Annotated in this window: 24 protein-coding genes and 1 riboswitch; of the genes, 11 read left to right on the top strand and 13 right to left on the bottom strand. The window is 51.6% G+C overall.

Annotated elements, in window-relative coordinates; all coding sequences use genetic code 11:
* Window positions 1-9: 9 nt before the first annotated feature.
* Together ttdB and ttdA are read right to left on the bottom strand one after the other, a co-directional pair.
* Window positions 10-615, bottom strand: coding sequence for a L(+)-tartrate dehydratase subunit beta (gene ttdB, locus BGE37_RS01560; RefSeq protein WP_000722957.1), 606 nt, complete (start codon window positions 613-615; stop codon window positions 10-12).
* On the bottom strand, window positions 612-1,523 hold the full coding sequence (ttdA, locus tag BGE37_RS01555; protein WP_000986806.1) for a L(+)-tartrate dehydratase subunit alpha: 912 nt from the start codon (window positions 1,521-1,523) through the stop codon (window positions 612-614). The genes ttdB and ttdA overlap by 4 nt, the downstream gene beginning before the upstream one ends.
* A gap of 206 nt (window positions 1,524-1,729) precedes the next feature.
* Here ttdA and ttdR point away from each other — a divergent pair, with 206 nt between their 5' ends.
* Window positions 1,730-2,662 carry an L-tartrate utilization transcriptional activator TtdR gene (gene ttdR, locus BGE37_RS01545; RefSeq protein WP_000935209.1) on the top strand — a complete coding sequence of 311 codons (933 nt, stop codon included), beginning with the start codon at window positions 1,730-1,732 and terminating at the stop codon, window positions 2,660-2,662.
* Between the two features lie 12 nt (window positions 2,663-2,674).
* Here the strand turns inward: ttdR and plsY are convergent, their stop codons facing one another.
* Window positions 2,675-3,292, bottom strand: coding sequence for a glycerol-3-phosphate 1-O-acyltransferase PlsY (plsY, locus tag BGE37_RS01540; protein WP_001272796.1), 618 nt, complete (start codon window positions 3,290-3,292; stop codon window positions 2,675-2,677).
* 104 nt (window positions 3,293-3,396) lie between these two features.
* On the opposite strand from plsY, the gene folB reads away from it, so the two are divergent.
* Both folB and bacA read left to right on the top strand, forming a co-directional pair.
* A complete protein-coding gene (gene folB / locus BGE37_RS01535) occupies window positions 3,397-3,765 on the top strand; it encodes a bifunctional dihydroneopterin aldolase/7,8-dihydroneopterin epimerase (RefSeq protein ID WP_001295541.1) in 369 nt (122 codons plus the stop codon).
* A 90-nt stretch (window positions 3,766-3,855) separates the two neighbouring features.
* Window positions 3,856-4,677, top strand: a complete 822-nt coding sequence (gene bacA / locus BGE37_RS01530; protein WP_088541766.1) for an undecaprenyl-diphosphate phosphatase — start codon at window positions 3,856-3,858, stop codon at window positions 4,675-4,677.
* Window positions 4,678-4,757: 80 nt separating this feature from the next.
* Here the strand turns inward: bacA and cca are convergent, their stop codons facing one another.
* From cca to BGE37_RS01510, 3 genes are all read right to left on the bottom strand, one after another.
* Window positions 4,758-5,996 (bottom strand): fused tRNA nucleotidyltransferase/2',3'-cyclic phosphodiesterase/2' nucleotidase/phosphatase Cca, encoded by a 1,239-nt coding sequence (gene cca / locus BGE37_RS01525; RefSeq protein WP_088541765.1) that lies wholly within the window; start codon window positions 5,994-5,996, stop codon window positions 4,758-4,760.
* A 63-nt stretch (window positions 5,997-6,059) separates the two neighbouring features.
* Complete coding sequence (locus BGE37_RS01520) at window positions 6,060-6,680, bottom strand: TIGR04211 family SH3 domain-containing protein (RefSeq protein ID WP_001125332.1); 621 nt, start codon at window positions 6,678-6,680, stop codon at window positions 6,060-6,062.
* Between the two features lie 342 nt (window positions 6,681-7,022).
* Window positions 7,023-8,228: an RNA-guided endonuclease InsQ/TnpB family protein gene (locus BGE37_RS01510; protein ID WP_105287699.1), complete on the bottom strand. Its 1,206-nt coding sequence runs from the start codon at window positions 8,226-8,228 to the stop codon at window positions 7,023-7,025.
* A 12-nt stretch (window positions 8,229-8,240) separates the two neighbouring features.
* On the opposite strand from BGE37_RS01510, the gene tnpA reads away from it, so the two are divergent.
* From tnpA to hldE, 4 genes are all read left to right on the top strand, one after another.
* Window positions 8,241-8,693: an IS200/IS605-like element ISEc41 family transposase gene (gene tnpA, locus BGE37_RS01505; protein ID WP_000266197.1), complete on the top strand. Its 453-nt coding sequence runs from the start codon at window positions 8,241-8,243 to the stop codon at window positions 8,691-8,693.
* A gap of 70 nt (window positions 8,694-8,763) precedes the next feature.
* Complete coding sequence (gene ygiF, locus BGE37_RS01500; RefSeq protein WP_105287698.1) at window positions 8,764-10,065, top strand: inorganic triphosphatase; 1,302 nt, start codon at window positions 8,764-8,766, stop codon at window positions 10,063-10,065.
* A gap of 22 nt (window positions 10,066-10,087) precedes the next feature.
* On the top strand, window positions 10,088-12,928 hold the full coding sequence (gene glnE, locus BGE37_RS01495; RefSeq protein ID WP_105287697.1) for a bifunctional [glutamate--ammonia ligase]-adenylyl-L-tyrosine phosphorylase/[glutamate--ammonia-ligase] adenylyltransferase: 2,841 nt from the start codon (window positions 10,088-10,090) through the stop codon (window positions 12,926-12,928).
* Window positions 12,929-12,975: 47 nt separating this feature from the next.
* Entirely contained in the window at window positions 12,976-14,409 is a 1,434-nt protein-coding gene (hldE, locus tag BGE37_RS01490; RefSeq protein ID WP_000869189.1) for a bifunctional D-glycero-beta-D-manno-heptose-7-phosphate kinase/D-glycero-beta-D-manno-heptose 1-phosphate adenylyltransferase HldE, read from the top strand.
* Between the two features lie 120 nt (window positions 14,410-14,529).
* Here hldE and BGE37_RS01485 read toward each other — a convergent pair whose 3' ends face one another.
* The 3 genes from BGE37_RS01485 to BGE37_RS01470 all read right to left on the bottom strand — a co-directional run bounded on the left by BGE37_RS01485 (window position 14,530) and on the right by BGE37_RS01470 (window position 17,145).
* On the bottom strand, window positions 14,530-14,589 hold the full coding sequence (locus BGE37_RS01485) for a type I toxin-antitoxin system Ibs family toxin (protein WP_071821827.1): 60 nt from the start codon (window positions 14,587-14,589) through the stop codon (window positions 14,530-14,532).
* 238 nt (window positions 14,590-14,827) lie between these two features.
* Window positions 14,828-16,489 (bottom strand): flotillin family protein, encoded by a 1,662-nt coding sequence (locus tag BGE37_RS01475; protein ID WP_032185149.1) that lies wholly within the window; start codon window positions 16,487-16,489, stop codon window positions 14,828-14,830.
* Window positions 16,490-16,515: 26 nt separating this feature from the next.
* Entirely contained in the window at window positions 16,516-17,145 is a 630-nt protein-coding gene (locus tag BGE37_RS01470) for an OB-fold-containig protein (RefSeq protein ID WP_105287695.1), read from the bottom strand.
* A 268-nt stretch (window positions 17,146-17,413) separates the two neighbouring features.
* Here BGE37_RS01470 and glgS point away from each other — a divergent pair, with 268 nt between their 5' ends.
* Window positions 17,414-17,614 carry a cell surface composition regulator GlgS gene (gene glgS, locus BGE37_RS01465; protein WP_001296424.1) on the top strand — a complete coding sequence of 67 codons (201 nt, stop codon included), beginning with the start codon at window positions 17,414-17,416 and terminating at the stop codon, window positions 17,612-17,614.
* 34 nt (window positions 17,615-17,648) lie between these two features.
* Here the strand turns inward: glgS and ubiK are convergent, their stop codons facing one another.
* Window positions 17,649-17,948: a ubiquinone biosynthesis accessory factor UbiK gene (gene ubiK / locus BGE37_RS01460; protein WP_000566827.1), complete on the bottom strand. Its 300-nt coding sequence runs from the start codon at window positions 17,946-17,948 to the stop codon at window positions 17,649-17,651.
* Between the two features lie 121 nt (window positions 17,949-18,069).
* Window positions 18,070-18,218: riboswitch (FMN riboswitch) on the top strand.
* 103 nt (window positions 18,219-18,321) lie between these two features.
* Here ubiK and ribB point away from each other — a divergent pair.
* Window positions 18,322-18,975 (top strand): 3,4-dihydroxy-2-butanone-4-phosphate synthase, encoded by a 654-nt coding sequence (ribB, locus tag BGE37_RS01455; protein WP_039021375.1) that lies wholly within the window; start codon window positions 18,322-18,324, stop codon window positions 18,973-18,975.
* Window positions 18,976-19,237: 262 nt separating this feature from the next.
* Window positions 19,238-19,408 carry a protein YqiD gene (gene yqiD / locus BGE37_RS25305; protein ID WP_000469268.1) on the top strand — a complete coding sequence of 57 codons (171 nt, stop codon included), beginning with the start codon at window positions 19,238-19,240 and terminating at the stop codon, window positions 19,406-19,408.
* A gap of 57 nt (window positions 19,409-19,465) precedes the next feature.
* Here the strand turns inward: yqiD and zupT are convergent, their stop codons facing one another.
* Complete coding sequence (zupT, locus tag BGE37_RS01445) at window positions 19,466-20,239, bottom strand: zinc transporter ZupT (RefSeq protein WP_001295627.1); 774 nt, start codon at window positions 20,237-20,239, stop codon at window positions 19,466-19,468.
* Window positions 20,240-20,381: 142 nt separating this feature from the next.
* Between zupT and ygiD the strand changes: the two genes are divergently transcribed.
* Window positions 20,382-21,170 carry a 4,5-DOPA-extradiol-dioxygenase gene (gene ygiD, locus BGE37_RS01440; protein WP_105278339.1) on the top strand — a complete coding sequence of 263 codons (789 nt, stop codon included), beginning with the start codon at window positions 20,382-20,384 and terminating at the stop codon, window positions 21,168-21,170.
* Window positions 21,171-21,207: 37 nt separating this feature from the next.
* Here the strand turns inward: ygiD and BGE37_RS01435 are convergent, their stop codons facing one another.
* Window positions 21,208-22,368: a glutathionylspermidine synthase family protein gene (locus BGE37_RS01435; RefSeq protein ID WP_100733764.1), complete on the bottom strand. Its 1,161-nt coding sequence runs from the start codon at window positions 22,366-22,368 to the stop codon at window positions 21,208-21,210.
* 5 nt (window positions 22,369-22,373) lie between these two features.
* A complete protein-coding gene (locus BGE37_RS01430) occupies window positions 22,374-23,045 on the bottom strand; it encodes a DUF1190 family protein (RefSeq protein ID WP_000831543.1) in 672 nt (223 codons plus the stop codon).
* Window positions 23,046-23,059 lie beyond the last annotated feature (14 nt).

Genomic DNA, 23,059 nt, shown 5'->3' with positions numbered 1-23,059 from the left:
CCGGGAGGGTTATTTGATGTAGTGGACGTGCTCGCAAATCTCTTCCACGATGGGATCGCGGCGTTCGGCGAACAGCTTTTTGTTTTCGGCTATCAGGTTGTTGCCGTGGGTATCAATAGAGACAATCAGCGGACCGAACTCTTTGACCCGGCAGACCCACAGCGACTCCGGCATCCCGAGTTCTGTCCAGTGCACCTCTTCAATCTCTTCCACCTGGGTTGCCGCCAGTACTGCGCAGCCTGCCGGGAAAATCACATGCAGCGCCTTGAATTTCTGGCAGCCTTCTTCGGTCAGCGGCCCCATTCCGCCTTTGCCGACCACCAGTTTCACGCCAGTCTGTTCGATAAATTCACGTTCAAAACTTTCCATACGCATACTGGTTGTCGGGCCGACGGATACCATCTCCCATTTGTCGCCGTTTTTGCGCACGATGGGGCCAGCGTGGAATATCGCTTTGCCGTTGAGATCGTAAGGGATCGGACGTTTGAGTTCGATCAAGCGACGGTGACAAACGTCACGGCAGGTTACTAGCGTACCGGTCAGGTAGATCACATCGCCGACGCGAATATCTTGCAGATCTTCAGCTTTGATCGGGGTTGTCAGGATCTTTTTCATAACGCGCTCCGGGTGTGAGACAGATTTTCAAAGGTGAGATCGGCATGAACCAGCAGTGTGCCGCGACGATGCGCCCAGCAGCCGGTAGAAACAGCAACGCCGATGGTTGACGGATGGCGGGCGGCAGATTCGATATGTACGCCCATCACTGAACTGTTGCCAGTCAGCCCCTGTGGACCAATCCCCAGACGGTTGAGTCCTTCTTCCAGGCGTAGTTCCAGCTCTGCCGCTTTTGGATTGGGATGGCGGCTGCCAATCGGGCGCAAAATGGCTTTACGTGAGAGCACAGCGGCGGTTTCCACCGAGGTGGCGATGCCCACGCCTACCAGTACCGGTGGACAGGCGTTTACGGCGAGGGTGGAGATATTTTCGAAGACGAATTTCACTACGCCTTCGTAGCCTTCCGACGGCATTAACACTTTCGAACGACCAGGCAACGTGCAGCCGCCGCCTGCCATGTAAACTTCGATTTCCGCATCGTCACCGTCGGGGACGATATCCCAGGTGACCCACGGTACGCCGCTGCCGGTATTTTTGCCGGTGTTCACTTCGTCAAAAATTTCTACCGCATTGTGACGCAGTGGCGCTTTGACGGTTGCCTCTTCCACGGCTTGCTTAAGAATGCTTTGCAGCTCGCCAAGCAGTGGGAAACGGGAACCGACCTTAACAAAAAACATGATTTCGCCGGTGTCCTGACAGGCAGGACGATTCAGGTCGATTGCTTTTTGCATGTTGTCGAACATCGTGTGGTAGATGATTTTCCCCATCGACGACGTTTCGGCATCCTTTAGCTGTTTTAGTTTGTCCACCACGTCATCGGGCATTCGGGTAGAAATCATGGCGGTAAAGTTAGCGACAATCTCCGTCAACTTATTCACTGCCTGTTGCTTATTACTTTCGCTCATCATGGCAACTCCAGTTTATGTATTTGTCTGGAAAAATTCACCGCCACAAACTACCACTAAAAATGTGGCTTTATATTTTTTGCCGCCGTGAATATGTAATTCACAGTTCGTGAATCAACGCGAAAATAAGAATGAATATTGCGCCAGAGCAGGGAATGGCAATGTTTTGCGAAATACACTGCGCTTATCACAACTGCGGATAATTAAAGATGCTGAATAGCTGGCCTTTAGCCAAAGATTTGCAGGTACTGGTAGAAATCGTCCACAGCGGGAGTTTTAGTGCTGCAGCGGCGACGCTTGGGCAAACGCCTGCATTTGTCACCAAGCGGATCCAAATCCTTGAAAATACGCTGGCAACAACGCTGCTGAACCGCTCCGCCCGCGGCGTGGCGCTGACTGAAAGTGGCCAACGTTGTTACGAGCATGCGCTGGAAATCCTCACCCAATATCAGCGACTGGTTGATGACGTCACGCAAATCAAAACGCGCCCGGAGGGGATGATTCGTATTGGCTGTAGTTTTGGTTTTGGGCGCAGCCATATTGCGCCAGCTATTACCGAACTGATGCGCAATTATCCTGAGTTACAGGTGCATTTTGAATTGTTCGATCGGCAAATTGATTTAGTGCAGGATAATATTGATCTGGATATTCGTATTAATGACGAAATTCCTGATTATTATATTGCGCATCTTTTGACAAAAAATAAACGAATATTATGTGCAGCACCTGAGTATCTGCAAAAATATCCGCAGCCACAATCCTTGCAGGAATTAAGTCGTCATGACTGTCTGGTGACCAAAGAGCGCGATATGACCCACGGAATATGGGAGTTGGGGAACGGTCAGGAGAAAAAATCGGTGAAGGTAAGCGGGCACCTTTCCTCCAATAGCGGCGAGATTGTGCTGCAATGGGCGCTGGAAGGAAAAGGAATTATGCTGCGTTCTGAGTGGGATGTTTTACCGTTTCTGGAGAGTGGCAAACTGGTGCGAGTATTGCCGGAGTATGCACAAAGCGCCAATATCTGGGCTGTTTACCGGGAGCCGCTCTATCGCAGCATGAAATTACGTGTCTGCGTGGAATTTCTGGCGGCATGGTGCCAGCAGCGGCTGGGCAAGCCCGACGAAGGCTATCAGGTTATGTAGACTCGCGAAAAATCACTCAGGATCCTTTTCGCGCTTTCTTTTGAATTTCGTCCAGATTTTTGTCTCCTGACGACGCCACAGACGCTGGATGTTGTCATGATGGCGCAGCAGGATCAGGCATGAGAGCATCGAAACCGGGAAGGTGAATTGTGGCTTAAACCACCAGACGTAAAATGGAGCAATCAGTGCGCTGACAATCGCTCCCAGCGACGAGTATCCGCTCAATAGCACGGTCAGTAACCAGGTTCCCGCCATTACTCCGGTGAGATCCCAGCCAATTGGTGCGATGGCACCAAAAGCGGTAGCAACGCCTTTTCCTCCTTTAAAACCGAAGAAAACGGGCCAGATGTGTCCAAGGCAGGCGGCGATGGCAATTAAGCCTAGCCAGAAGGGGCTGACACCTAATTCATACGCGCCCCAGACGGGCAACATTCCTTTCAGAACGTCGAAAATCAGTACTGCTACGGCTGCTCCCTTGCCACCGATACGTAACACATTGGTTGCGCCAGGATTACCGGAGCCGCTGGTTCGCGGATCGGGCAGCCCACACAAGCGGCAAACCAGAATGGCACTGGAAATGGAGCCGCAGAGGTACGCGATGAGGATCATTCCAGGCGCGATTGCACTCATAAGCTGTTCCGTTTTGAAAATTCGTGTTCAACGATGAATCTGTGGATAATACGCACATTTCGCCGGAAGTGGTATCCGGTTAGCCAAAAAGCAGGCAGGACGTGATGGATATTGTATTTATAGAGCAACTTTCGGTAATCACCACTATTGGTGTTTACGACTGGGAACAGACCATCGAACAGAAGTTAGTGTTCGATATCGAAATGGCGTGGGATAACCGTAAAGCGGCGAAAAGTGATGATGTGGCGGATTGCCTCAGTTACGCTGACATTGCAGAAACGGTAGTCAGCCACGTCGAGGGCGCGCGTTTTGCGCTGGTGGAACGTGTGGCGGAAGAGGTGGCGGAGCTGCTGTTAGCACGCTTCAACTCGCCGTGGGTGCGTATCAAACTCAGCAAGCCAGGCGCAGTGGCGCGGGCGGCGAATGTTGGCGTCATCATTGAGCGTGGCAATAATCTGAAAGAAAATAATTAATTTTACAGCTGTTAAACCAAACGGTTATAACCTGGTCATACTGCAGTAGTTTGGACAAGCGTTACATTTTTATAATTTAGGGGTTTATTGATGAGCGATATGCACTCGCTGCTGATAGCGGCAATATTGGGTGTGGTCGAAGGATTGACAGAATTTCTGCCGGTATCCAGCACGGGCCATATGATTATTGTCGGTCACTTGTTGGGATTTGAGGGCGACACGGCGAAAACCTTTGAAGTCGTGATCCAGTTAGGATCAATTCTGGCGGTAGTAGTGATGTTCTGGCGGCGTCTGTTTGGCCTGATTGGCATTCACTTTGGTCGTCCGCTGCAACACGAAGGAGAAAGCAAAGGCCGTTTAACGCTGATCCACATTCTGCTTGGCATGATCCCAGCGGTAGTACTGGGGCTGTTGTTCCACGACACGATTAAGTCGTTGTTTAATCCAATAAATGTGATGTATGCGCTGGTCGTTGGCGGCCTGTTGCTGATTGCCGCCGAATGCCTGAAACCAAAAGAACCGCGTGCGCCGGGTCTCGATGATATGACCTATCGTCAGGCGTTTATGATTGGCTGCTTCCAGTGTCTGGCGCTGTGGCCAGGTTTCTCCCGTTCCGGGGCGACCATTTCAGGTGGGATGCTGATGGGTGTGAGCCGTTATGCGGCTTCTGAGTTCTCGTTCCTGCTGGCGGTGCCGATGATGATGGGCGCAACGGCGCTCGATCTCTACAAAAGCTGGGGCTTCCTGACAACCGGCGATATCCCGATGTTTGCCGTTGGGTTTATCACCGCTTTTGTGGTGGCGCTGATAGCGATTAAAACCTTCCTGCAATTGATTAAGCGCATTTCGTTTATCCCTTTCGCCATTTATCGCTTTATTGTGGCGGCTGTGGTGTATGTCGTGTTCTTTTGATTGAGGAATAGTGTCGGATATGACGCTTGTGCGTCTTATCCGACCTGGCCGGTGTTTGCAATAAATTGAAATTCAAGTGCTTAATCAGGCTTTGGACAACGTTGTTCCTTCCAGCTGGATACCGCCGCAATCCGCCGTCGGGTCAGCTCCTCGCGAATCTCCACACCTTTAAATCCCGCTTCAACGACGGCTTTTGTCGGCACTGACTGTGCCACTTCCCAGGCTTCGCGCAACCAGCGGCCTTGCGGGTAGTCCGCTGATTCAAAACCGGTTCTGCCGCGCACATCAGCCTCGCTGGTCAGCGCCAGTTGCTCGACACGCTGCGGTTTACGCCAGGCGTCGATGGAATCAAATAGTTTGACGATGGTTTTTGGGTTCAGCATTGGGAAGGTGTGGATGAGATCGTGAAACTCAGCCACCAGTCTGGCTAAATCGCGAATTTCATTTGGCACGCGCAGACGCTGGCATAGTTGTTCCACTAACTTCACACCCGCCGGGCCATGACCATGATGACGCGGCCAAAGTTCTGGCGGCGTCAGTCCTTTACCGAGATCGTGGCATAGCGTTGCGAAACGGACATCGACCTGCGGACTTAGCATCGCCGCCATTGAGAGCGTCATTAAGGTGTGAATACCGGTGTCGATTTCCGGATGCCACTTGGCAGGGGCCGGAACGCCAAACAGGGCGTCAATTTCCGGGAATAAAACGCGCAGTGCGCCGCAATCGCGCAGTACCTGGAAGAACACCTGGGGATTGCGGGTAGTGAGGGCGCTTTCCGTCTCTTTCCACACCCGTTCAGGCGTCAGGTGTTCCAGTTCACCCGCGTGGGTCATCTCGCGCATCAGCGCCAGAGTTTCATCGGCAATACGAAAACCGAGGTGGGCATAACGCGCAGCAAAACGCGCCACGCGCAGTACGCGTAACGGATCTTCGCCAAAAGCGGGGGAAACATGGCGCAACAGACGATTTTGCAGATCGCCCAGACCGTTGTACGGGTCGATAATCTCGCCGTTATCGTCCTGGGCCAGCGCATTAATGGTCAGATCGCGCCGCTTAAGATCATCTTCCAGCGTGACATCCGGTGCGGCATAGCAGGTAAAACCGGTGTAACCGGAACCGGATTTCCGTTCGGTACGTGCCAGCGCATACTCTTCATGCGTTTGCGGATGCAGAAAAACAGGAAAATCGCGGCCTACCTGCTGGTAGCCCGCGTCGAGCATCTCCTGTGGCGTACTACCGACTACCACCCAATCTCTGTCTTTGACCGGTAGCCCTAACAATGCATCCCGAACAGCACCACCGACCAGATAAATCTTCACGCCATCATCCCTTCGTCAAATACACAATTCCTAATAATAAGACAGTGCAACGAAGAAGGCGATTTAGTTCATCCAGCGATCTTTACGTTTGCGCGTTGGGATCAGGTGCGGCAGTACCAGACCGAGCAGCAAGCCAAGCCCCAGCACGCCGCCACCATACATAAACCACTGCATGATGATGGTGCGCTGTTTGTCATCCAGCTGCACGCTGGCGGCATCGACCTTTTTCTGCGCGACAATCAGCTCGTTTTTCAGTTTCTGATTTTCTTCTTTTAACCCGTTGATCACGCTGTCGCTCTGCGCCACTTTTTGCTGCATTTCTGCGGTGCGCTGATTCCAGGTGTTATCGATATTGGTGAGCTTATCGGTCAGGGTTTTGACCTGATTTTCCAGATCTGGCACACGGGAGCGCAGGCTTGGCTCTGTGCTAAGTTGTTTCAACGGGATCCAGGCGGTACGGCCAGAGCTGTCTTTCACCTGGGCATAATTGGTGTTGGCGTCAGTTTGTAATAAGGTCACTTCCTCGCCGGCGTTAACCGTGCCCACGAGGCGATAATGGTCTCCCGGACCGCTACGGACCCAGGTATTCAGTTCGTCAGAAACATAGCGCGTTTCTTCAGCGTGTGAGACGGCAGTGGCGCTAAGCGCGAGTAAAGTTAATCCGATCAGGCGTAATTTTGGCATCAGGCTGTCGTTATTGTCATGGAAAGTGGAACGATAGTAGTGGCATCAGTGTCGCTACGCAAAGCATTCGACATCAATCGGAATCCTCTGTGTCAGGTCTTGCCACTGCTTCAAACTTTTACGCCCGTCAAATTGCCCGTTGCATGGCAATTTGGCGCAAAATACTATCTACTGACAAAAAAGATCGCATTAAGTTCGCCGTTCATCGTCACTTATGTGACATAACCGATAAGTAAAGGCCTTGACATCCTCCCCCACCTTCGCGCAAAGCGACTCAGGAGGGGGATTCCCTTGTCAGGGTAGCAATACGTTGCCGCATTGCCCGGTTCCTCGCTCGACGGCTTACGCCGCCTTACGGGCGCGTCCTTTACGGACTGACGGCAATATTTGTCCTGCCGCCATGACTTCAAAACCTGCTGTTAATATATTGCGAGCGCCGTTTACATCGGCGTTTGCCGTATAGCCGCACGCGGTACAGATAAAGCTCGCCTGCGTCCTGCGGTTATTTTTCGATGTATGCCCACAACATGCGCATTTCTGACTGGTGTACGCCGGATTAATCGCCAGCACATCACCGCCGCGCCATGCCTGCTTATATTCGAGCTGGCGGCGCATTTCTGCCCAGCCCTGATCCAGTATCGCCCGGTTAAGACCTGATTTTGCCGCGACGTTGCGCCCCGGCTGGTCTACCGTACCCACTGCTGATTTTGACATGTTCGAAACCTTTAAATCCTCAATGACTATCATCGCGTGGTTTTTGCTGATCGTCGTCGTGGTTTTATGAAGGTAATCGCGGCGGATGTTTGCGATATGAGAGTGGAAACGGGAAATCTTCGCTTTCTGCTTTTTCCAGTTGGCGGAGAATTTAACCATCCGGGCCAGACGGCGCTGTAAGCGAGCCAGCTTATCCTGATTTTTTTTAAAGCTGTTTACCGGTTCAAAGACCGTGCCGTCTGAAAGTGTTGCCAGCTTTGTTATACCTGCATCCAGGCCTATTGCGCTGGTCGATGCGTGAATCGGATCGGTAACAGCTAATTCGACCTGAAAAGACACATACCAGTGTCCGGCATGCTGGCTGATGGTGCAATTTTTAATGACGCCTTCAATCTTCCGGGACTGACGAAATTTAACCCAGCCCAGTCCTGACGGGAGTTTCACACGGCCATAATCCAGCCCACAATATTTGCTGAAATTGACGAACCGGATAGAGTCGCAGCCTTTGGTTTTCTTTTTGAAAACGGGCTTTTCAGCCGTCAGGGATTTATCAAAACAGCGATCCCATGCGCTCCGCAGGTCTTTCAGTTTCTGCTGGAGGTTGTCAGTGTAACCCTCAGCAAGAAAGGCCAGCTCAGGGAGTTTTTTCCAGCCCGTAAGTCGTTTATTCAGGTCGAAAGCTGACAGAATTTTTCCGCCCGCGTCATGAATGCTCAGTGTTTCATTCAGTGCATAGTTCCAGACAAAGCGAGCGCAACCGCACAACTGACGCAACCTTTGCGCCTGCTGGTCAGTGGGGTAGAGCCTGTATTTATATGCTTTCTGGATTAACATTTTGCATTCAGTATGTGGTTGTTTAGAATGTACAATATATCCACATTTTTTTGGGAGGGTCAATACGTGTGCGAAATCAATCGTTCACGCTATTCAGCTTACCTGTTGCATGTTCACGTTGTTTTTATGACAAAATACCGCCGTCCAGTTTTTGGTGAATTGCATCATGCAAACATGCGTCAGTATGTAGCGGAGGTATGCGCGGACTTTGGCGCCGAGTTAAAGGAATGTGACGGCGAGGCAGATCATGTTCACATGCTGATTGAATACCCACCGTTGGTGCAACTCACAAAGCTGGTAAACAGCCTTAAGTCCGTTACCAGTAGGCGGCTGCGGAATGATTTTATTGATTTGCGCGCCGCGTATTCAAAGCCCGTACTCTGGTCACGCTCTTATTTCATCGGTTCATGTGGTGGAGCACCGCTGGAAGTTGTGAAAAAGTATATTCAGAATCAGCGTGGCTGATAAACTGCGGGCTTAACAGCCCAAATTCCCCTCCCGCCTACGTTGGGGGGGAGTACCCAGTGGAGGAAGGATGGCTCAGGAAATCGAATTAAAGTTTATTGTTAATCACAGTGCCGTTGAGGCGTTGCGTGACCATCTCAATACGCTGGGCGGTGAGCACCATGACCCCGTGCAGTTGCTGAATATTTACTACGAAACGCCGGATAACTGGTTGCGTGAACACGATATGGGCTTACGTATTCGTGGCGAAAACGGCCGCTATGAGATGACCATGAAAGTCGCAGGAAGAGTGACTGGCGGTTTACACCAGCGCCCGGAATATAACGTGGCGTTGAGCGAACCGACGCTCGAGCTAGCGCAGTTACCGACGGAAGTCTGGCCGAACGGTGAGTTACCAGCCGATCTCGCGTCCCGCGTGAAGCCACTGTTCAGCACCGATTTTTATCGCGAAAAATGGCTGGTGGAACTCGATGGCAGCCGAATTGAAATCGCTCTCGATCAGGGCGAGGTGAAGGCAGGCGAATTTGCTGAGCCTATCTGCGAGCTGGAACTGGAGCTGCTTAGCGGCGATACGCGCGCGGTACTGAAACTGGCGAACCAACTGGTATCGCAAACCGGATTACGTCAGGGCAGCCTGAGCAAAGCCGCGCGCGGCTATCATCTGGCGCAGGGCAATCCCGCGCGTGAAATCAAACCGATCACCATTTTGCATGTTGCGGCAAAAGCTGATGTGGAACAGGGGCTGGAAGCGGCGCTCGAGCTGGCGTTAGCGCAATGGCAGTATCATGAAGAACTGTGGGTACGTGGCAACGATGCGGCGAAAGAGCAGGTGCTGGCAGCCATCGGTCTGGTCCGTCATACGCTGATGCTGTTCGGCGGTATTGTGCCGCGTAAAGCGAGCACTCACTTACGTGACCTGCTGACCCAATGCGAAGCGACCATCGTTTCTGCGGTATCTGCCGTGACGGCGGTCTACTCTACCGAAACGGCGATGGCGAAGCTGGCGTTGACCGAATGGCTGGTAAGCAAAGCCTGGCAGCCGTTTTTAGATGCCAAAGCGCAGGGCAAAATCAGCGATTCTTTCAAACGCTTTGCCGATATCCATCTTTCCCGCCATGCCGCTGAACTGAAAAGCGTTTTCTGCCAGCCATTAGGCGATCGCTACCGTGACCAATTGCCGCGCCTGAAGCGTGACATTGACTCAATATTGTTGCTGGCGGGTTACTACGATCCTCTCGTCGCGCAAGCCTGGCTGGAGAACTGGCAGGGACTGCGTCATGCCATTGCGACCGGGCAACGCATTGAAATTGAACATTTCCGTAATGAGGCAAACAATCAGGAACCGTTCTGGTTGCACAGCGGAAAACGTTAATCAGGCAAGGATAAAATCGCTTATGAAGCCGCTCTCTTCACCGTTACAGCAGTACTGGCAGACCGTTGTTGAGCGGCTGCCAGCGCCTTTAGCCGAGGAATCACTTAGCGCACAGGCGAAGTCAGTACTTACCTTCAGTGATTTTGTGCAGGACAGCGTAATTGCGCATCCAGAGTGGCTGACGGAACTGGAAAGCCAGCCGCCGCAGGCCGACGAATGGCAGCATTACGCTGCATGGTTGCAGAAGGCGCTCAGTGATGTAAGCGACGAAGCAGGGTTAATGCGCGAGCTGCGTCTGTTCCGGCGGCGCATTATGGTGCGCATTGCCTGGGCGCAAACGCTGGCACTGGTTACTGAAGAGAGCATATTGCAGCAGCTCAGCCATCTGGCGGAGACATTGATTGTCGCCGCGCGTGACTGGCTGTATGAGGCCTGCTGCCGCGAGTGGGGTACGCCCTGCAATGCGCAGGGTGAAGCGCAACCGCTGCTGATTTTAGGCATGGGTAAACTGGGCGGCGGGGAGCTGAATTTTTCCTCAGATATCGATCTGATTTTTGTCTGGCCGGAACATGGTTGCACGCAGGGCGGACGCAGGGAACTGGATAACGCTCAGTTCTTTACCCGCATGGGTCAGCGGCTGATTAAAGTGCTGGATCAACCAACGCAGGATGGTTTTGTTTATCGCGTGGATATGCGACTGCGTCCGTTTGGCGAAAGTGGCCCGCTGGTGCTGAGCTTTGCGGCGCTGGAAGACTATTACCAGGAGCAGGGGCGCGACTGGGAGCGATACGCCATGGTCAAGGCGCGGATTATGGGCGATAGCGACGGCGTCTATGCTAACGAGTTGCGTGCGATGCTGCGCCCGTTTGTTTTCCGCCGTTACATCGATTTCAGCGTGATCCAGTCGCTGCGCAACATGAAAGGGATGATTGCCCGTGAAGTGCGCCGACGCGGTTTGACCGACAACATCAAACTTGGCGCGGGTGGCATTCGCGAAATTGAATTTATCGTTCAGGTGTTCCAGCTCATTCGCGGTGGGCGCGAGCCGTCGCTGCAATCCCGCTCTTTACTACCCACTCTCAGCGCCATTGCCGCGCTGCATCTGCTTTCTGAAAACGATGCTGAACAATTGCGAGTGGCGTATCTGTTCCTGCGGCGTCTGGAAAACCTGCTGCAAAGCATTAACGACGAACAAACTCAGACGCTTCCTTCGGATGAGCTTAACCGTGCGCGGCTGGCATGGGCAATGGATTTCGCGGACTGGCCGCAACTGACCGGGGCGCTGACCGGACATATGACCAATGTGCGCCGGGTGTTTAATGAATTGATTGGCGACGACGAAAGCGAAACTCAGGAAGAGTCGCTGTCGGAACAGTGGCGTGAGCTGTGGCAGGATGCGTTGCAGGAAGATGACACCACGCCAGTGCTGGCGCATCTTAGCGAAGATGATCGCAAACAGGTGCTGACGCTGATTGCTGATTTCCGCAAAGAGCTGGATAAGCGCACTATTGGGCCGCGAGGACGTCTGGTGCTCGACCATCTGATGCCGCATCTGCTAAGTGATGTCTGTGCGCGTGAAGACGCTGCTGTCACGCTGTCGCGCATTACGGCTTTGCTGGTGGGGATTGTTACCCGCACTACCTATCTTGAGCTGCTTAGTGAATTCCCCGCAGCGCTTAAGCATTTGATTTCGCTGTGCGCCGCATCGCCGATGATTGCCAGCCAACTGGCGCGTTATCCATTATTGCTGGACGAACTGCTCGATCCGAACACTCTTTACCAGCCGACGGCGACGGATGCCTACCGTGATGAACTGCGCCAGTATTTGCTGCGCGTGCCGGAAGATGACGAAGAGCAACAGCTTGAGGCGCTGCGTCAGTTCAAACAGGCGCAACTTTTACGCATCGCGGCGGCGGATATCGCCGGTACGCTACCGGTAATGAAAGTGAGCGATCACTTAACCTGGCTGGCAGAAGCCATGATAGATGCTGTCGTACAACAGGCATGGGTTCAAATGGTTGCCCGCTACGGTAAGCCAAATCACCTGAACGAACGCGAAGGGCGTGGTTTTGCGGTGGTCGGCTACGGCAAGCTGGGCGGCTGGGAGTTAGGCTACAGTTCTGATCTTGACCTGATCTTCCTCCATGATTGCCCAATGGATGCGATGACTGACGGCGAGCGGGAAATCGACGGGCGACAGTTTTATCTGCGTCTGGCGCAACGCATTATGCATCTGTTCAGTACGCGAACCTCTTCCGGCATTTTGTATGAAGTGGATGCTCGACTGCGTCCGTCCGGGGCGGCGGGAATGCTGGTGACATCTGCAGAAGCGTTTTCCGATTATCAGAAAAACGAGGCCTGGACGTGGGAACATCAGGCGCTGGTGCGTGCGCGTGTAGTGTACGGCGATCCGCAGCTCACCGCGCACTTTGACGCGGTGCGTCGCGAGATTATGACGCTGCCGCGTGAAGGTAAAACTCTGCAAACGGAAGTGCGGGAAATGCGCGAGAAAATGCGCGCTCATCTCGGCAATAAACATCGCGATCGCTTTGATATCAAAGCCGATGAAGGCGGAATTACCGATATCGAATTTATTACCCAATATCTGGTGTTGCGCTACGCTCATGAAAAACCGAAGTTAACGCGCTGGTCAGACAACGTGCGTATTCTGGAGCTGCTGGCGCAAAACGACATTATGGAAGAGCAGGAAGCGATGGCGCTGACCCGTGCTTACACGACGCTGCGCGATGAACTTCATCATCTGGCATTACAGGAATTGCCGGGTCATGTGCCGGAAGATTGCTTTACCGCAGAGCGTGAACTGGTGCGGGCAAGCTGGCAGAAGTGGCTGGTGGAAGAATGAAGTATGGTATTATCGCGCGCAAATTTTGAATCTCTCAGGAGACAGGAATGAAAGTAACGCTGCCAGAGTTTGAACGTGCAGGAGTGATGGTGGTTGGTGATGTGATGCTGGATCGTTACTGGTACGGTCCCACCAGCCGTATCTCGCCGGAAGCGCCGGTGCCCGTGGTTAAAGTGAATACCATCGAAGAACGTCCGGGCGGCGCGGCTAACGTGGCGATGAATATCGCTTCTCTCGGTGCTAATGCACGCCTGGTCGGGTTGACGGGCATTGACGATGCGGCGCGCGCGCTGAGTAAATCTCTGGCCGACGTCAACGTCAAATGCGACTTCGTTTCTGTACCGACGCATCCGACCATCACCAAATTACGGGTACTTTCCCGCAACCAACAGCTGATCCGTCTGGATTTTGAAGAAGGTTTCGAAGGGGTTGATCCGCAGCCGCTGCACGAGCGGATTAATCAGGCGCTGAGTTCGATTGGCGCGCTGGTGCTCTCTGACTACGCGAAAGGTGCGCTGGCAAGCGTGCAGCAGATGATCCAACTGGCGCGTAAAGCGGGCGTTCCGGTGCTGATTGATCCAAAAGGCACCGATTTTGAGCGCTACCGCGGCGCTACGCTGTTAACGCCGAATCTCTCGGAATTTGAAGCTGTTGTTGGTAAATGTAAAACAGAAGAAGAGATTGTTGAACGCGGCATGAAACTGATTGCCGACTACGAACTCTCGGCTCTGTTGGTGACCCGTTCCGAACAAGGGATGACCCTGCTGCAACCGGGTAAAGCGCCGCTGCATATGCCAACCCAGGCGCAGGAAGTGTATGACGTTACCGGTGCGGGCGACACGGTGATTGGCGTCCTGGCGGCAACGCTGGCAGCGGGTAATTCGCTGGAAGAAGCCTGCTTCTTTGCCAATGCGGCAGCTGGTGTGGTGGTTGGCAAACTGGGAACATCCACGGTTTCACCGATCGAGCTGGAAAACGCAGTACGTGGACGTGCAGATACCGGCTTTGGTGTGATGACCGAAGAGGAGCTGAAGCTGGCGGTAGCGGCGGCGCGTAAACGCGGTGAAAAAGTGGTGATGACCAACGGCGTCTTCGACATTCTGCACGCCGGGCATGTCTCCTATCTGGCAAACGCCCGTAAACTGGGTGACCGCCTGATTGTCGCTGTGAACAGCGATGCCTCCACCAAACGGCTGAAAGGGGATTCCCGCCCCGTTAACCCTCTCGAACAGCGTATGATTGTGCTGGGGGCACTGGAAGCGGTCGACTGGGTGGTGTCGTTTGAAGAAGATACGCCGCAGCGCTTGATCGCCGGGATCTTGCCAGACCTGCTGGTGAAAGGCGGCGACTATAAACCAGAAGAGATTGCCGGGAGTAAAGAAGTCTGGGCCAACGGTGGCGAAGTGTTGGTGCTCAACTTTGAAGACGGTTGCTCAACGACCAACATCATCAAGAAGATCCAACAGGATAAAAAAGGCTAACCGGAAAGCGGTTCACAGATCTCGCTTCGAACCAGGCAGGCCTATTGACGCTGTTGTTTTTTCAACCTAAAGTAAAGGAACAAGGGTAAGGGAGGATTTCTCCCCCCTCTGAATTGGTTGTTAGTAAGTCGGGAAACTTAACAGTAACAACACAATCAGTATGATGACGAACTTCATCATAACCCTTTCCTTATACAAGGCCCCTTCCTCGGGAGGGGCTTTCCCGTTTCAGCCCCTTGCTGACTACCCGATTGTTGATGAGCGCCAGACCCCGCGCAATGCTTTCTCTTATGCAGTTTTCTCTTCCCCGAGTTGGCTCGCAAAACGCTGTAACAACCTGATCATTTGTACTTTTTAGCGGAACGCAGATATAAAAAATCCCCGGCTTTTTGGGCCAGGGATGTTCATAGTTGAAAATTTATTCTATGTTTTCTGCGACGGGAGTTGTTGAGGTTAAGGGTGAAGTCAATGCCGCTAGCGAGCCGCCTGAAACACCGATTTCATTGAGTAAGGAGTCAATCAGCGGTGCCTGTGTGCGATAAGAAAGCGCGGCTGATAACGCTTGTTCCGCCAGATTTCCTCCACCAACGCTACCTGATATTGCATCCCCTGCGGTACCACCACGGTTCAGACCATCGACCTGAATAATCTTAATACCGTCGATAGACTTCATTGGTTCCACAGATTTCTCAATTACCGCAGGGAGCGCCTGCAACAATGCCAGTTTGAATTTAAGGCTGGTTTGCTCGTCAGAAAGTACGTTGATAGCATCGTTCAGCGCACGTTGCGCTTCTGCTTCCGCCAGGCCTTTTTTACGCGTAGCTTCGGCTAACTCAACGATCGCCGCCGCCTGCATCTCTGCGGCTTCTTTTTCTGCTTTCGCCCGCACGGTCAGTTCAACCGCTTTGGTTTCTGCATCCTGCGCGGCAGCGATTAGGGCAACTTGTTTAGCACGATCGGCTTCTGCGGTCTGGCGAGTGGTTTCTACGTTTTGCTGGGCGCTTACCGCTTCTGCAAGTGCAAGGTTGGCACGCGCTTCCGCTTGTGACTGCTGTTCCGATTTGGCGGCAATAGCGATCGATTTCGTCTGGTTGGCGATTTCGGTGACCTGCTGCTGTTCGATCTCTTTAATGCGAACTTCACGTTCAGCTTCAACTTTTCTGGAACGGACGGCCTGTTCGCGGTCGATTTCCGTTTCCTGAATCTGTCGTTCAGCCAGAATTCGCGTCTGCTCTGCTTCCCGACGACGCTCGGCCTCAAAAGCCGCAATTTTCGCATTCTGCTCAGCGGTACGGGTTTTAACCTGCTGCTCCTGCTCAAGCGTCATAAACGCTTCTTGCTGTTCAATCTCCAGCTTCCGCGATAGCGCATCACGGTTTTTCTCACGCACCGCAACTTCTACATCTTGTTCAACTTCGTTACGTTCGCGGCGACGGCGCTCCGTCTCCTGCGTCAGCTTGGTTAAACCTTCGGCGTCAAAGGCGTTGTTAGGATTGAAATGTTCTTTCGACGTCTGGTTAAAGTTGGTAAGTGAAACGCTTTCCAGTTCCAGGCCGTTTTTCGACAGATCTTCAGCAACGGTATTTTGTACGCCCTGCACGAAGTTCTCGCGGGTATCCTGTAACTCATGCATGGTCATTTGTGCAGCTGTTGCACGGAGGGCATCGACAAATTTATCTTCAACCAACATACGTAAGTCTTCAGGCGACAGGGTGCGTTGCCCCAGCGTCTGGGCGGCGGTGGCAATACCTTCCACTGACGGTTTTACCCGCACAAAGAAAGCGACAACGACATCGACGCGCATACGATCTTTCGTAATCAGGCTATCAATGGTTGAGCGGCTGACTTCCAGCTTCAGAGTATTCATATTGATGGGGATTATTTCATGAAAGATCGGCATCACGATTGCGCCACCGCTCATTACCACTTTTTGCCCACCTAAACCAGTACGAACAAAAGCTTGCTCTGCCGAAGCGCGACGATAGAGCCTGGCGAAAATAATTCCAATAATAAACAGAATGCATACGGCAATAATTGCGGTAAACATCCAGGAGGGCACAGAATTAACAATATCATCCATTATTAAATTTCCTTTTGATTAATAAATTACAATATCTGGGGCCAGGGATTGTTTTCCGCCAAATATCGCGTTGCAGAAAGTCGGCAAATAATTAACACTTTGTCTCCTTTAGTGAAAATTTTTCCTTCTTCAGGCTCTAGTAGTAAATAATGTATTTGGCCAAATTGATCGGTGAGTTTTCCTTCGCAGGGATTACCTGAAGTGGCCTGATGACCGGTAATGAACGCCATGCTACCAATATATTCTTCTTCTGTAATAGCTGAACTATGGTCGCGTGGAATCCAGGGCGCAACTATTTTACCGGTATAATGCACCGCAATAATCGTAAACAGTAAACTGACAGGAGCCACGAACAGGTTCGAGAGTGGTGATTGCCAAACCATGATGCAGGCATGCTGCAACAGGATGCCAATAAGACCAAAAAAACCAGCCAGTAAACAGAGAACGACGAGAGCTGGCAATCTTCCGATATTGAGATAATGAAGTGCCTGGCTAATATGACCTGTGGTTATGGAATCATAATGGTCAAGATGTGCATCAAGAGCACCGGAGAGCATGTGACCGCAGATAAGCGCAAAAATTTCTAAAAGGCCGATCAACAGTACAAAGGAAATAGCGAAAAGATAAGGGGTGTTATAGTCGGCGAATAAAATCATATGTCACTCCAATGTCCATTTAGTGACGCAATATTTACTTTAGGATAGTTTCCTTGCTTACATTTATCTTTGTTAATAATAACACATGTTAGAGAGGTTCTGGAAGAGAAAGTCTTTTAATATGGTTTTTTATTTTTCACTAAAAAGTGTGATCGGGGACAATATATTTACGCACGTTATGTTTAAAGGCACTACACTGATTGGGGAATACTGAAATCAGAAAAAGCATATGGCCTTAAAAGGTATGCGATAACCGGAGGATGTGCTTATGGATCATAGTCTTAATTCTTTAAATAATTTCGATTTCCTGGCGCGTAGTTTTGCCAGAATGCACGCAGAAGGTCGCCCGGTCGATATTCTAGCCGTTACTGGTAACATGGATGAAGAACATAGAACCTGGTTTTGCGCACGTTATGCCTGGTATTGCCAACAGATGATGCAAACCAGAGAACTGGAATTAGAACATTGATATTACGGGCCGTCTGGCCCGTTTTTGTGGTGCTTTATTCTGCTTTATCAACCGGCGGGATAGCCGGAGGAGATTGAAGTTCTGCTACCGGATTATTGCGCGCTTCCAGTTCGCTGATGCGTTGTTCCAGTAACGCCAGTTTTTCACGAGTCCGTAACAGGACTTGCGTCTGAACGTCGAATTCTTCGCGGCTTACCAGATCGAGACGCGTCAACTGCGCTTGTAGGGTTTGGCGGATTTTTTTCTCCACATCTTCCCCGAACTCCCTGATTCCTTTAGGCATTGATTCGTGAACCTGGCGAGCGATTTGCTCAATTTTTTTCGGGTCAATCATTGTAGTTTCCCTGTACTGATAGGTGTTGAGTGCCATTGTAGTGCGATAAGGGTAAGTCATAAACCAGAATAATGTGAAGCTATGCGTTGCTGCCGCTAATCATTAGCGTTATAGTGAATCCGCTTATTCTCAGGGCGGGGCGAAATTCCCCACCGGCGGTAAATCAACTCAGTTGAAAGCCCGCGAGCGCTTTGGGTGCGAACTCAAAGGACAGCAGATCCGGTGTAATTCCGGGGCCGACGGTTAGAGTCCGGATGGGAGAGAGTAACGATTCTGTCGGGCATGGACCCGCTCACGTTATTTTGGCTATATGCCGCCACTCCTAAGACTGCCCTGATTCTGGTAACCATAATTTTAGTGAGGTTTTTTTACCATGAATCAGACGCTACTTTCCTCTTTTGGTACGCCTTTCGAACGTGTTGAAAATGCACTGGCTGCGCTGCGTGAAGGACGCGGTGTAATGGTGCTTGATGATGAAGACCGTGAAAACGAAGGCGATATGATCTTCCCGGCAGAAACCATGACCGTTGAGCAGATGGCGCTGACCATTCGCCACGGTAGCGGTATTGTTTGCCTGTGCATCACTGAAGATCGCCGTAAACAACTCGATCTGCCAATGATGGTAGAAAATAACACCAGCGCCTATGGCACCGGTTTTACCGTGACCATTGAAGCGGCTGAAGGGGTGACTACCGGTGTTTCTGCCGCTGACCGTATTACGACCGTTCGTGCTGCGATTGCCGATGGCGCTAAACCTTCTGATCTGAATCGTCCTGGCCACGTTTTCCCACTGCGCGCGCAGGCGGGTGGTGTGCTGACGCGTGGCGGCCATACCGAAGCGACTATTGATCTGATGACGCTGGCAGGCTTTAAACCAGCTGGTGTGTTGTGTGAGCTGACTAATGACGATGGCACGATGGCGCGTGCGCCAGAGTGCATTGAGTTTGCCAAGAAACACAATATGGCGCTCGTGACTATTGAAGACCTGGTGGCATACCGTCAGGCACATGAGCGTAAAGCTAGCTGAAAACCGCTGCTTAATTTACCGCGTTAATCAAGAAACCGAAGCTATTACTGGCTTCGGTTTTTATTTTGCTCTTGTTATGCAAGATGTTAATTCCTCTTCTCTTTCTATGAGAAAATTTCATTAATATCAGGCATTCTTTTCCATTATGATCAAAATCATATAATTGTTCCGTTATTATGCGACCATATGAATATATCCGAAAAAGGATATGTGAATTTTATGCGCTAAATGTTTAGTATTGTTAAATATTAAGGGTAAAAGGATGTTTATCGCCTGGTACTGGATTGTATTGATTGCTCTGGTTGTGGTGGGTTATTTACTGCATTTGAAACGTTATTGTCGGGCGTTTCGTCAGGACAGAGACGCACTGCTTGAAGCGCGGAATAAATACTTAAACAGTACGAGAGAAGAGACAGCCGAGAAGGTAGAATAGGGCTTTAGTGAAGCTGGCAGAAGTTGTCCATGCGCTGGACAACTTCTGATGTTGCTTTTAACCAATTCCCGCCGTTTGTAGTAGCACTAAACTGAATCCCATCACTGACATTCCACATAGCACGCCATAGCTGGGGTTATTATTGGGGTCAATCTCTTTAGCTAGCGGCATTAATTCATCAACCGAGAGCGCCACCATAATTCCTGCAACCGCCGCCATGATTGCCGCCATGACCACCGGAGAAATCATGCTACCGAGGATTAACCACGCCAGAACACCACCAAGAATTTCTGCCAGCCCAGAAATGCCCGCCCACAAAATTGCGGTGCGTTTTGACCCCGTTGCCGCGTAAACCGGCCCCGCAACTGCCAGACCTTCAGGAATATTATGCAATGCAACAGCCAGCGCGATGCCAAAGCCCAGCTCCAGGTTACTGCTCGCCGTGACAAAGGTGGCAATGCCTTCCGGGAAGTTATGCAGACTGATGCCGAGAGTGAGCAGAATGGCTGTGCGCTTGATCGATTTTGGCAACGGCTGCACCGATTTTTGCATTAAATCCTGCGGATGCGCATGTGGCAACATGCGGTCCAGACCAAAATAGCCAAGCAGACCGAAGATAAACATTCCATAACCCAGCACAGGCGACATTCCTTCGGCGGCTAATGCGGCAGGAAGCATTTCCATTAATGAGATGAGCAACATAATCCCCGCCGCAAATCCTAGCGAAAACGCCAGTAAGCGGTTCGAGGGTTTTTGTCCGAGAACGCCGAGAAACGCGCCAATAAACGTGGCTGCCCCCGCCAGTATGGTCAGAATGAGAGGTACTGACATCGACAACTCCTTATAAATCTTTACCTTCAGGCAGATCGTCAAAATAACTGATGATCATCATCATTGTTATCCGGGTTCTTACTCCGCCGAACAAGCGTATTGTGAGGATATCAAAATGACACCTTTAGTTAAGGATATCATCATGTCTTCAACACGTATGCCAGCATTGTTTTTAGGTCACGGTAGTCCGATGAACGTGCTGGAAGATAATTTGTATACCCGCAGCTGGCAGAAGTTGGGGATGACATTGCCACGCCCGCAAGCGATTGTGGTGGTTTCGGCTCACTGGTTTACCCGTGGAACAGGAGTGACCGCGATGGAGACGCCGCCCACGATTCATGATTTTGGCGGTTTTCCGCAGGCGCTGTACGACACCCATTATCCTGCTCCGGGTTCGCCTGCGCTGGCACAGCGTCTGGTTGAGCTGTTAGCGCCGGTCCCTGTGACGCTGGATAAAGAAGCCTGGGGCTTTGACCACGGTTCCTGGGGCGTGCTGATTAAGATGTATCCTGACGCCGATATCCCGATGGTGCAGTTGAGTATCGACAGTACCAAACCTGCCGCCTGGCACTTTGAGATGGGGCGTAAACTGGCGGCTCTGCGAGACGAAGGAATAATGTTGGTCGCCAGCGGTAACGTGGTGCATAACCTGCGTACGGTGAAGTGGCACGGTGATAGTTCACCGTATCCGTGGGCGACGTCATTTAATGAGTATGTGAAAGCGAATCTGACGTGGCAAGGACCGGTAGAGCAGCATCCTCTGGTGAATTATCTCGACCATGAAGGTGGCGCGTTATCGAACCCAACGCCAGAGCACTATCTGCCGTTGTTGTATGTCTTAGGTGCGTGGGATGGGCAGGAGCCAATTACCATTCCGGTCGATGGTATAGAAATGGGCAGTTTAAGTATGTTGTCGGTGCAGATAGGCTAATAATTACCGGATGGCGAGTGCCATCCGGTATCATGGCTTATTCAACAAAAATATGTGGATAAAACCGAGACATATCCTGGGTGATCAATGCACGGTCTTCACGAATGCCAATTCCGGCAGGTTGATCGTTCACCAGCCAGCTACCAATCAGCATATAGCTATCGCCGAATTTCGGTAACGGGTGGAATTGCTGAACAATCATCCCTTCTTCGCCATACGGACCTTCTGCTGCTTCAATGGTTTTGCCGTTCTCAATGATCGACACGTTTGCGCCTTCACGGGAGAAGATCGGTTTAACCACATATTTTTCCATTTGCGGATGATCATCTTCCGCAAAATAAGCGGGCAACAGGTTTGGGTGATTCGGGAACATCTCCCACAGCAGCGGTAGAAGCGCCTTGTTGGAGATAATGCTCTTCCACGCCGGTTCCAGCCAGCGTACGCCTGCATCCTCCAGCTTGGTTGAGAACATCTCACGCAGCATAAATTCCCACGGATACAGCTTGAACAGGTTGGAAATCACCTGATCCTGTAAATCCGTGAACTGACCTTTTTCGCCTAAACCGATATCGTCGATGTAGAGGAATTCGGTAGCGATTTCAGCTTCGGTTGCGCAGTCCTGCAAATATTGAATGGTGCCGCGATCTTCCACTGTATCGCGACAGCAGGTGAGATGTAGCAATTGGAAGCCGAACTGCTCACGCAGCTCGACAAAGCGATCAATAAGCTTTTCTTGCAGACTGTTAAACTGGTCGCTGCCTTCCGGCAGGTTACCGGCGTTAAGCTGATCTTCCAGCCAGATCCACTGAAAGAATGCGGCTTCATACAGTGACGTTGGCGTATCGGCGTTATTTTCCAGAAGTTTAGGTTCGCCAGTACCATCCCACGCCAGATCAAGACGCGAATAAAGCGATGGCTGGTGAGTCAGCCATGACTGGCGCACAAAACTCCAGGTGTGTTTTGGAATGCGGAATTTGGTCATCAGCTCATCGCTGGCGATCACTTTTTCAACCACTTTCAGGCACATCTGGTGCAGTTCGGCGGTGACTTCTTCCAGCTTTTCAACCTGGGCGAGGGTCAACTTGTAGTAAGCATCTTCACACCAGTACGGTTCGCCGTACATGGTGTGAAAATTGAAACCGTATTCGTGGGCTTTTTCGCGCCAGTCCGGGCGCTCGGTAATACTGACTCTTTCCATCGGTATCAGCCACCCATTGAACGAGAAGAGGTGCCAGTTGCGCTACGCTGCATGGTGCTTTGTTTGGCAACAGATTCACCAAAGCCACCGCGGGTAACGGTAGTGGTGGTCGCCGGTTTTGGTGCCATGGCTGTCTTCGGTACGGTCATGGTGCGGCCTGGCTGAGCTGCGCCATAGTTTTTACCGGTGGCATCAGTATATTTACCGTAAGCCGGGCTGGCTGGGTTTTTCGAGGAGAACAGCGGTTGTTGTGCAAAGCCCGCGCCGCCGCCCATCAAACGTCCCATCATGTAACCTGCCATCAGCGGCATCCAGAAACTCCCGCTGGATTGCTGGGCCTGCGCCTGATTTTCAGGTGCCATGCCAGCCTGGGCTGGTGCCTGCTGGCACTGACCTTCACCAAATTCGGCAACACAGTCTTCACGTGTGGCGTATTTCGGCGCAGTACGTTCGGCTTCTTTCAGCGCATTGTTATACGCAGTGGTACATTCTGCGCTTTTGCCTGGGTTTGCGGCTGAGCAGTCATCAGCATTTTGATACAGAGACACTGTCTCATCACTCTTTTCACAGCCTGCCAGCATAAAAACAGTGGCAACAGCAAGAGCGACAGGTGTCAGATGGCGTGCGCTCCAGTTTTTGCGGAACGATGCGTGGCGTATGGATTTTGTCCGTTTCATTTTTGTCTTCCGGG

It is taken from the genome of Escherichia sp. MOD1-EC6300 (assembly GCF_002965045.1).
Lineage (GTDB): Bacteria > Pseudomonadota > Gammaproteobacteria > Enterobacterales > Enterobacteriaceae > Escherichia > Escherichia coli_F.
This window is presented reverse-complemented; position numbering and strand designations above follow the sequence as displayed.

What these genes read in the sequence shown, in the direction of transcription:
- ygiF (WP_105287698.1), top strand. Translation starts at nt 8,764, where the DNA reads ATGGCTCAGGAAATCGAATTAAAGTTTATTGTTAATCACAGTGCCGTT.
- bacA (WP_088541766.1), top strand. Translation starts at nt 3,856, where the DNA reads ATGAGCGATATGCACTCGCTGCTGATAGCGGCAATATTGGGTGTGGTC.
- plsY (WP_001272796.1), bottom strand. Translation starts at nt 3,292, where the DNA reads ATGAGTGCAATCGCGCCTGGAATGATCCTCATCGCGTACCTCTGCGGC.
- BGE37_RS01470 (WP_105287695.1), bottom strand. Translation starts at nt 17,145, where the DNA reads ATGATTTTATTCGCCGACTATAACACCCCTTATCTTTTCGCTATTTCC.
- tnpA (WP_000266197.1), top strand. Translation starts at nt 8,241, where the DNA reads ATGTGGTTGTTTAGAATGTACAATATATCCACATTTTTTTGGGAGGGT.
- ttdB (WP_000722957.1), bottom strand. Translation starts at nt 615, where the DNA reads ATGAAAAAGATCCTGACAACCCCGATCAAAGCTGAAGATCTGCAAGAT.
- ribB (WP_039021375.1), top strand. Translation starts at nt 18,322, where the DNA reads ATGAATCAGACGCTACTTTCCTCTTTTGGTACGCCTTTCGAACGTGTT.
- glgS (WP_001296424.1), top strand. Translation starts at nt 17,414, where the DNA reads ATGGATCATAGTCTTAATTCTTTAAATAATTTCGATTTCCTGGCGCGT.
- BGE37_RS01520 (WP_001125332.1), bottom strand. Translation starts at nt 6,680, where the DNA reads ATGCCAAAATTACGCCTGATCGGATTAACTTTACTCGCGCTTAGCGCC.
- BGE37_RS01510 (WP_105287699.1), bottom strand. Translation starts at nt 8,228, where the DNA reads ATGTTAATCCAGAAAGCATATAAATACAGGCTCTACCCCACTGACCAG.
- ubiK (WP_000566827.1), bottom strand. Translation starts at nt 17,948, where the DNA reads ATGATTGACCCGAAAAAAATTGAGCAAATCGCTCGCCAGGTTCACGAA.
- ygiD (WP_105278339.1), top strand. Translation starts at nt 20,382, where the DNA reads ATGTCTTCAACACGTATGCCAGCATTGTTTTTAGGTCACGGTAGTCCG.
- ttdA (WP_000986806.1), bottom strand. Translation starts at nt 1,523, where the DNA reads ATGATGAGCGAAAGTAATAAGCAACAGGCAGTGAATAAGTTGACGGAG.
- zupT (WP_001295627.1), bottom strand. Translation starts at nt 20,239, where the DNA reads ATGTCAGTACCTCTCATTCTGACCATACTGGCGGGGGCAGCCACGTTT.
- BGE37_RS01475 (WP_032185149.1), bottom strand. Translation starts at nt 16,489, where the DNA reads ATGGATGATATTGTTAATTCTGTGCCCTCCTGGATGTTTACCGCAATT.
- hldE (WP_000869189.1), top strand. Translation starts at nt 12,976, where the DNA reads ATGAAAGTAACGCTGCCAGAGTTTGAACGTGCAGGAGTGATGGTGGTT.
- folB (WP_001295541.1), top strand. Translation starts at nt 3,397, where the DNA reads ATGGATATTGTATTTATAGAGCAACTTTCGGTAATCACCACTATTGGT.
- glnE (WP_105287697.1), top strand. Translation starts at nt 10,088, where the DNA reads ATGAAGCCGCTCTCTTCACCGTTACAGCAGTACTGGCAGACCGTTGTT.
- yqiD (WP_000469268.1), top strand. Translation starts at nt 19,238, where the DNA reads ATGTTTATCGCCTGGTACTGGATTGTATTGATTGCTCTGGTTGTGGTG.
- ttdR (WP_000935209.1), top strand. Translation starts at nt 1,730, where the DNA reads ATGCTGAATAGCTGGCCTTTAGCCAAAGATTTGCAGGTACTGGTAGAA.
- BGE37_RS01435 (WP_100733764.1), bottom strand. Translation starts at nt 22,368, where the DNA reads ATGGAAAGAGTCAGTATTACCGAGCGCCCGGACTGGCGCGAAAAAGCC.
- BGE37_RS01430 (WP_000831543.1), bottom strand. Translation starts at nt 23,045, where the DNA reads ATGAAACGGACAAAATCCATACGCCACGCATCGTTCCGCAAAAACTGG.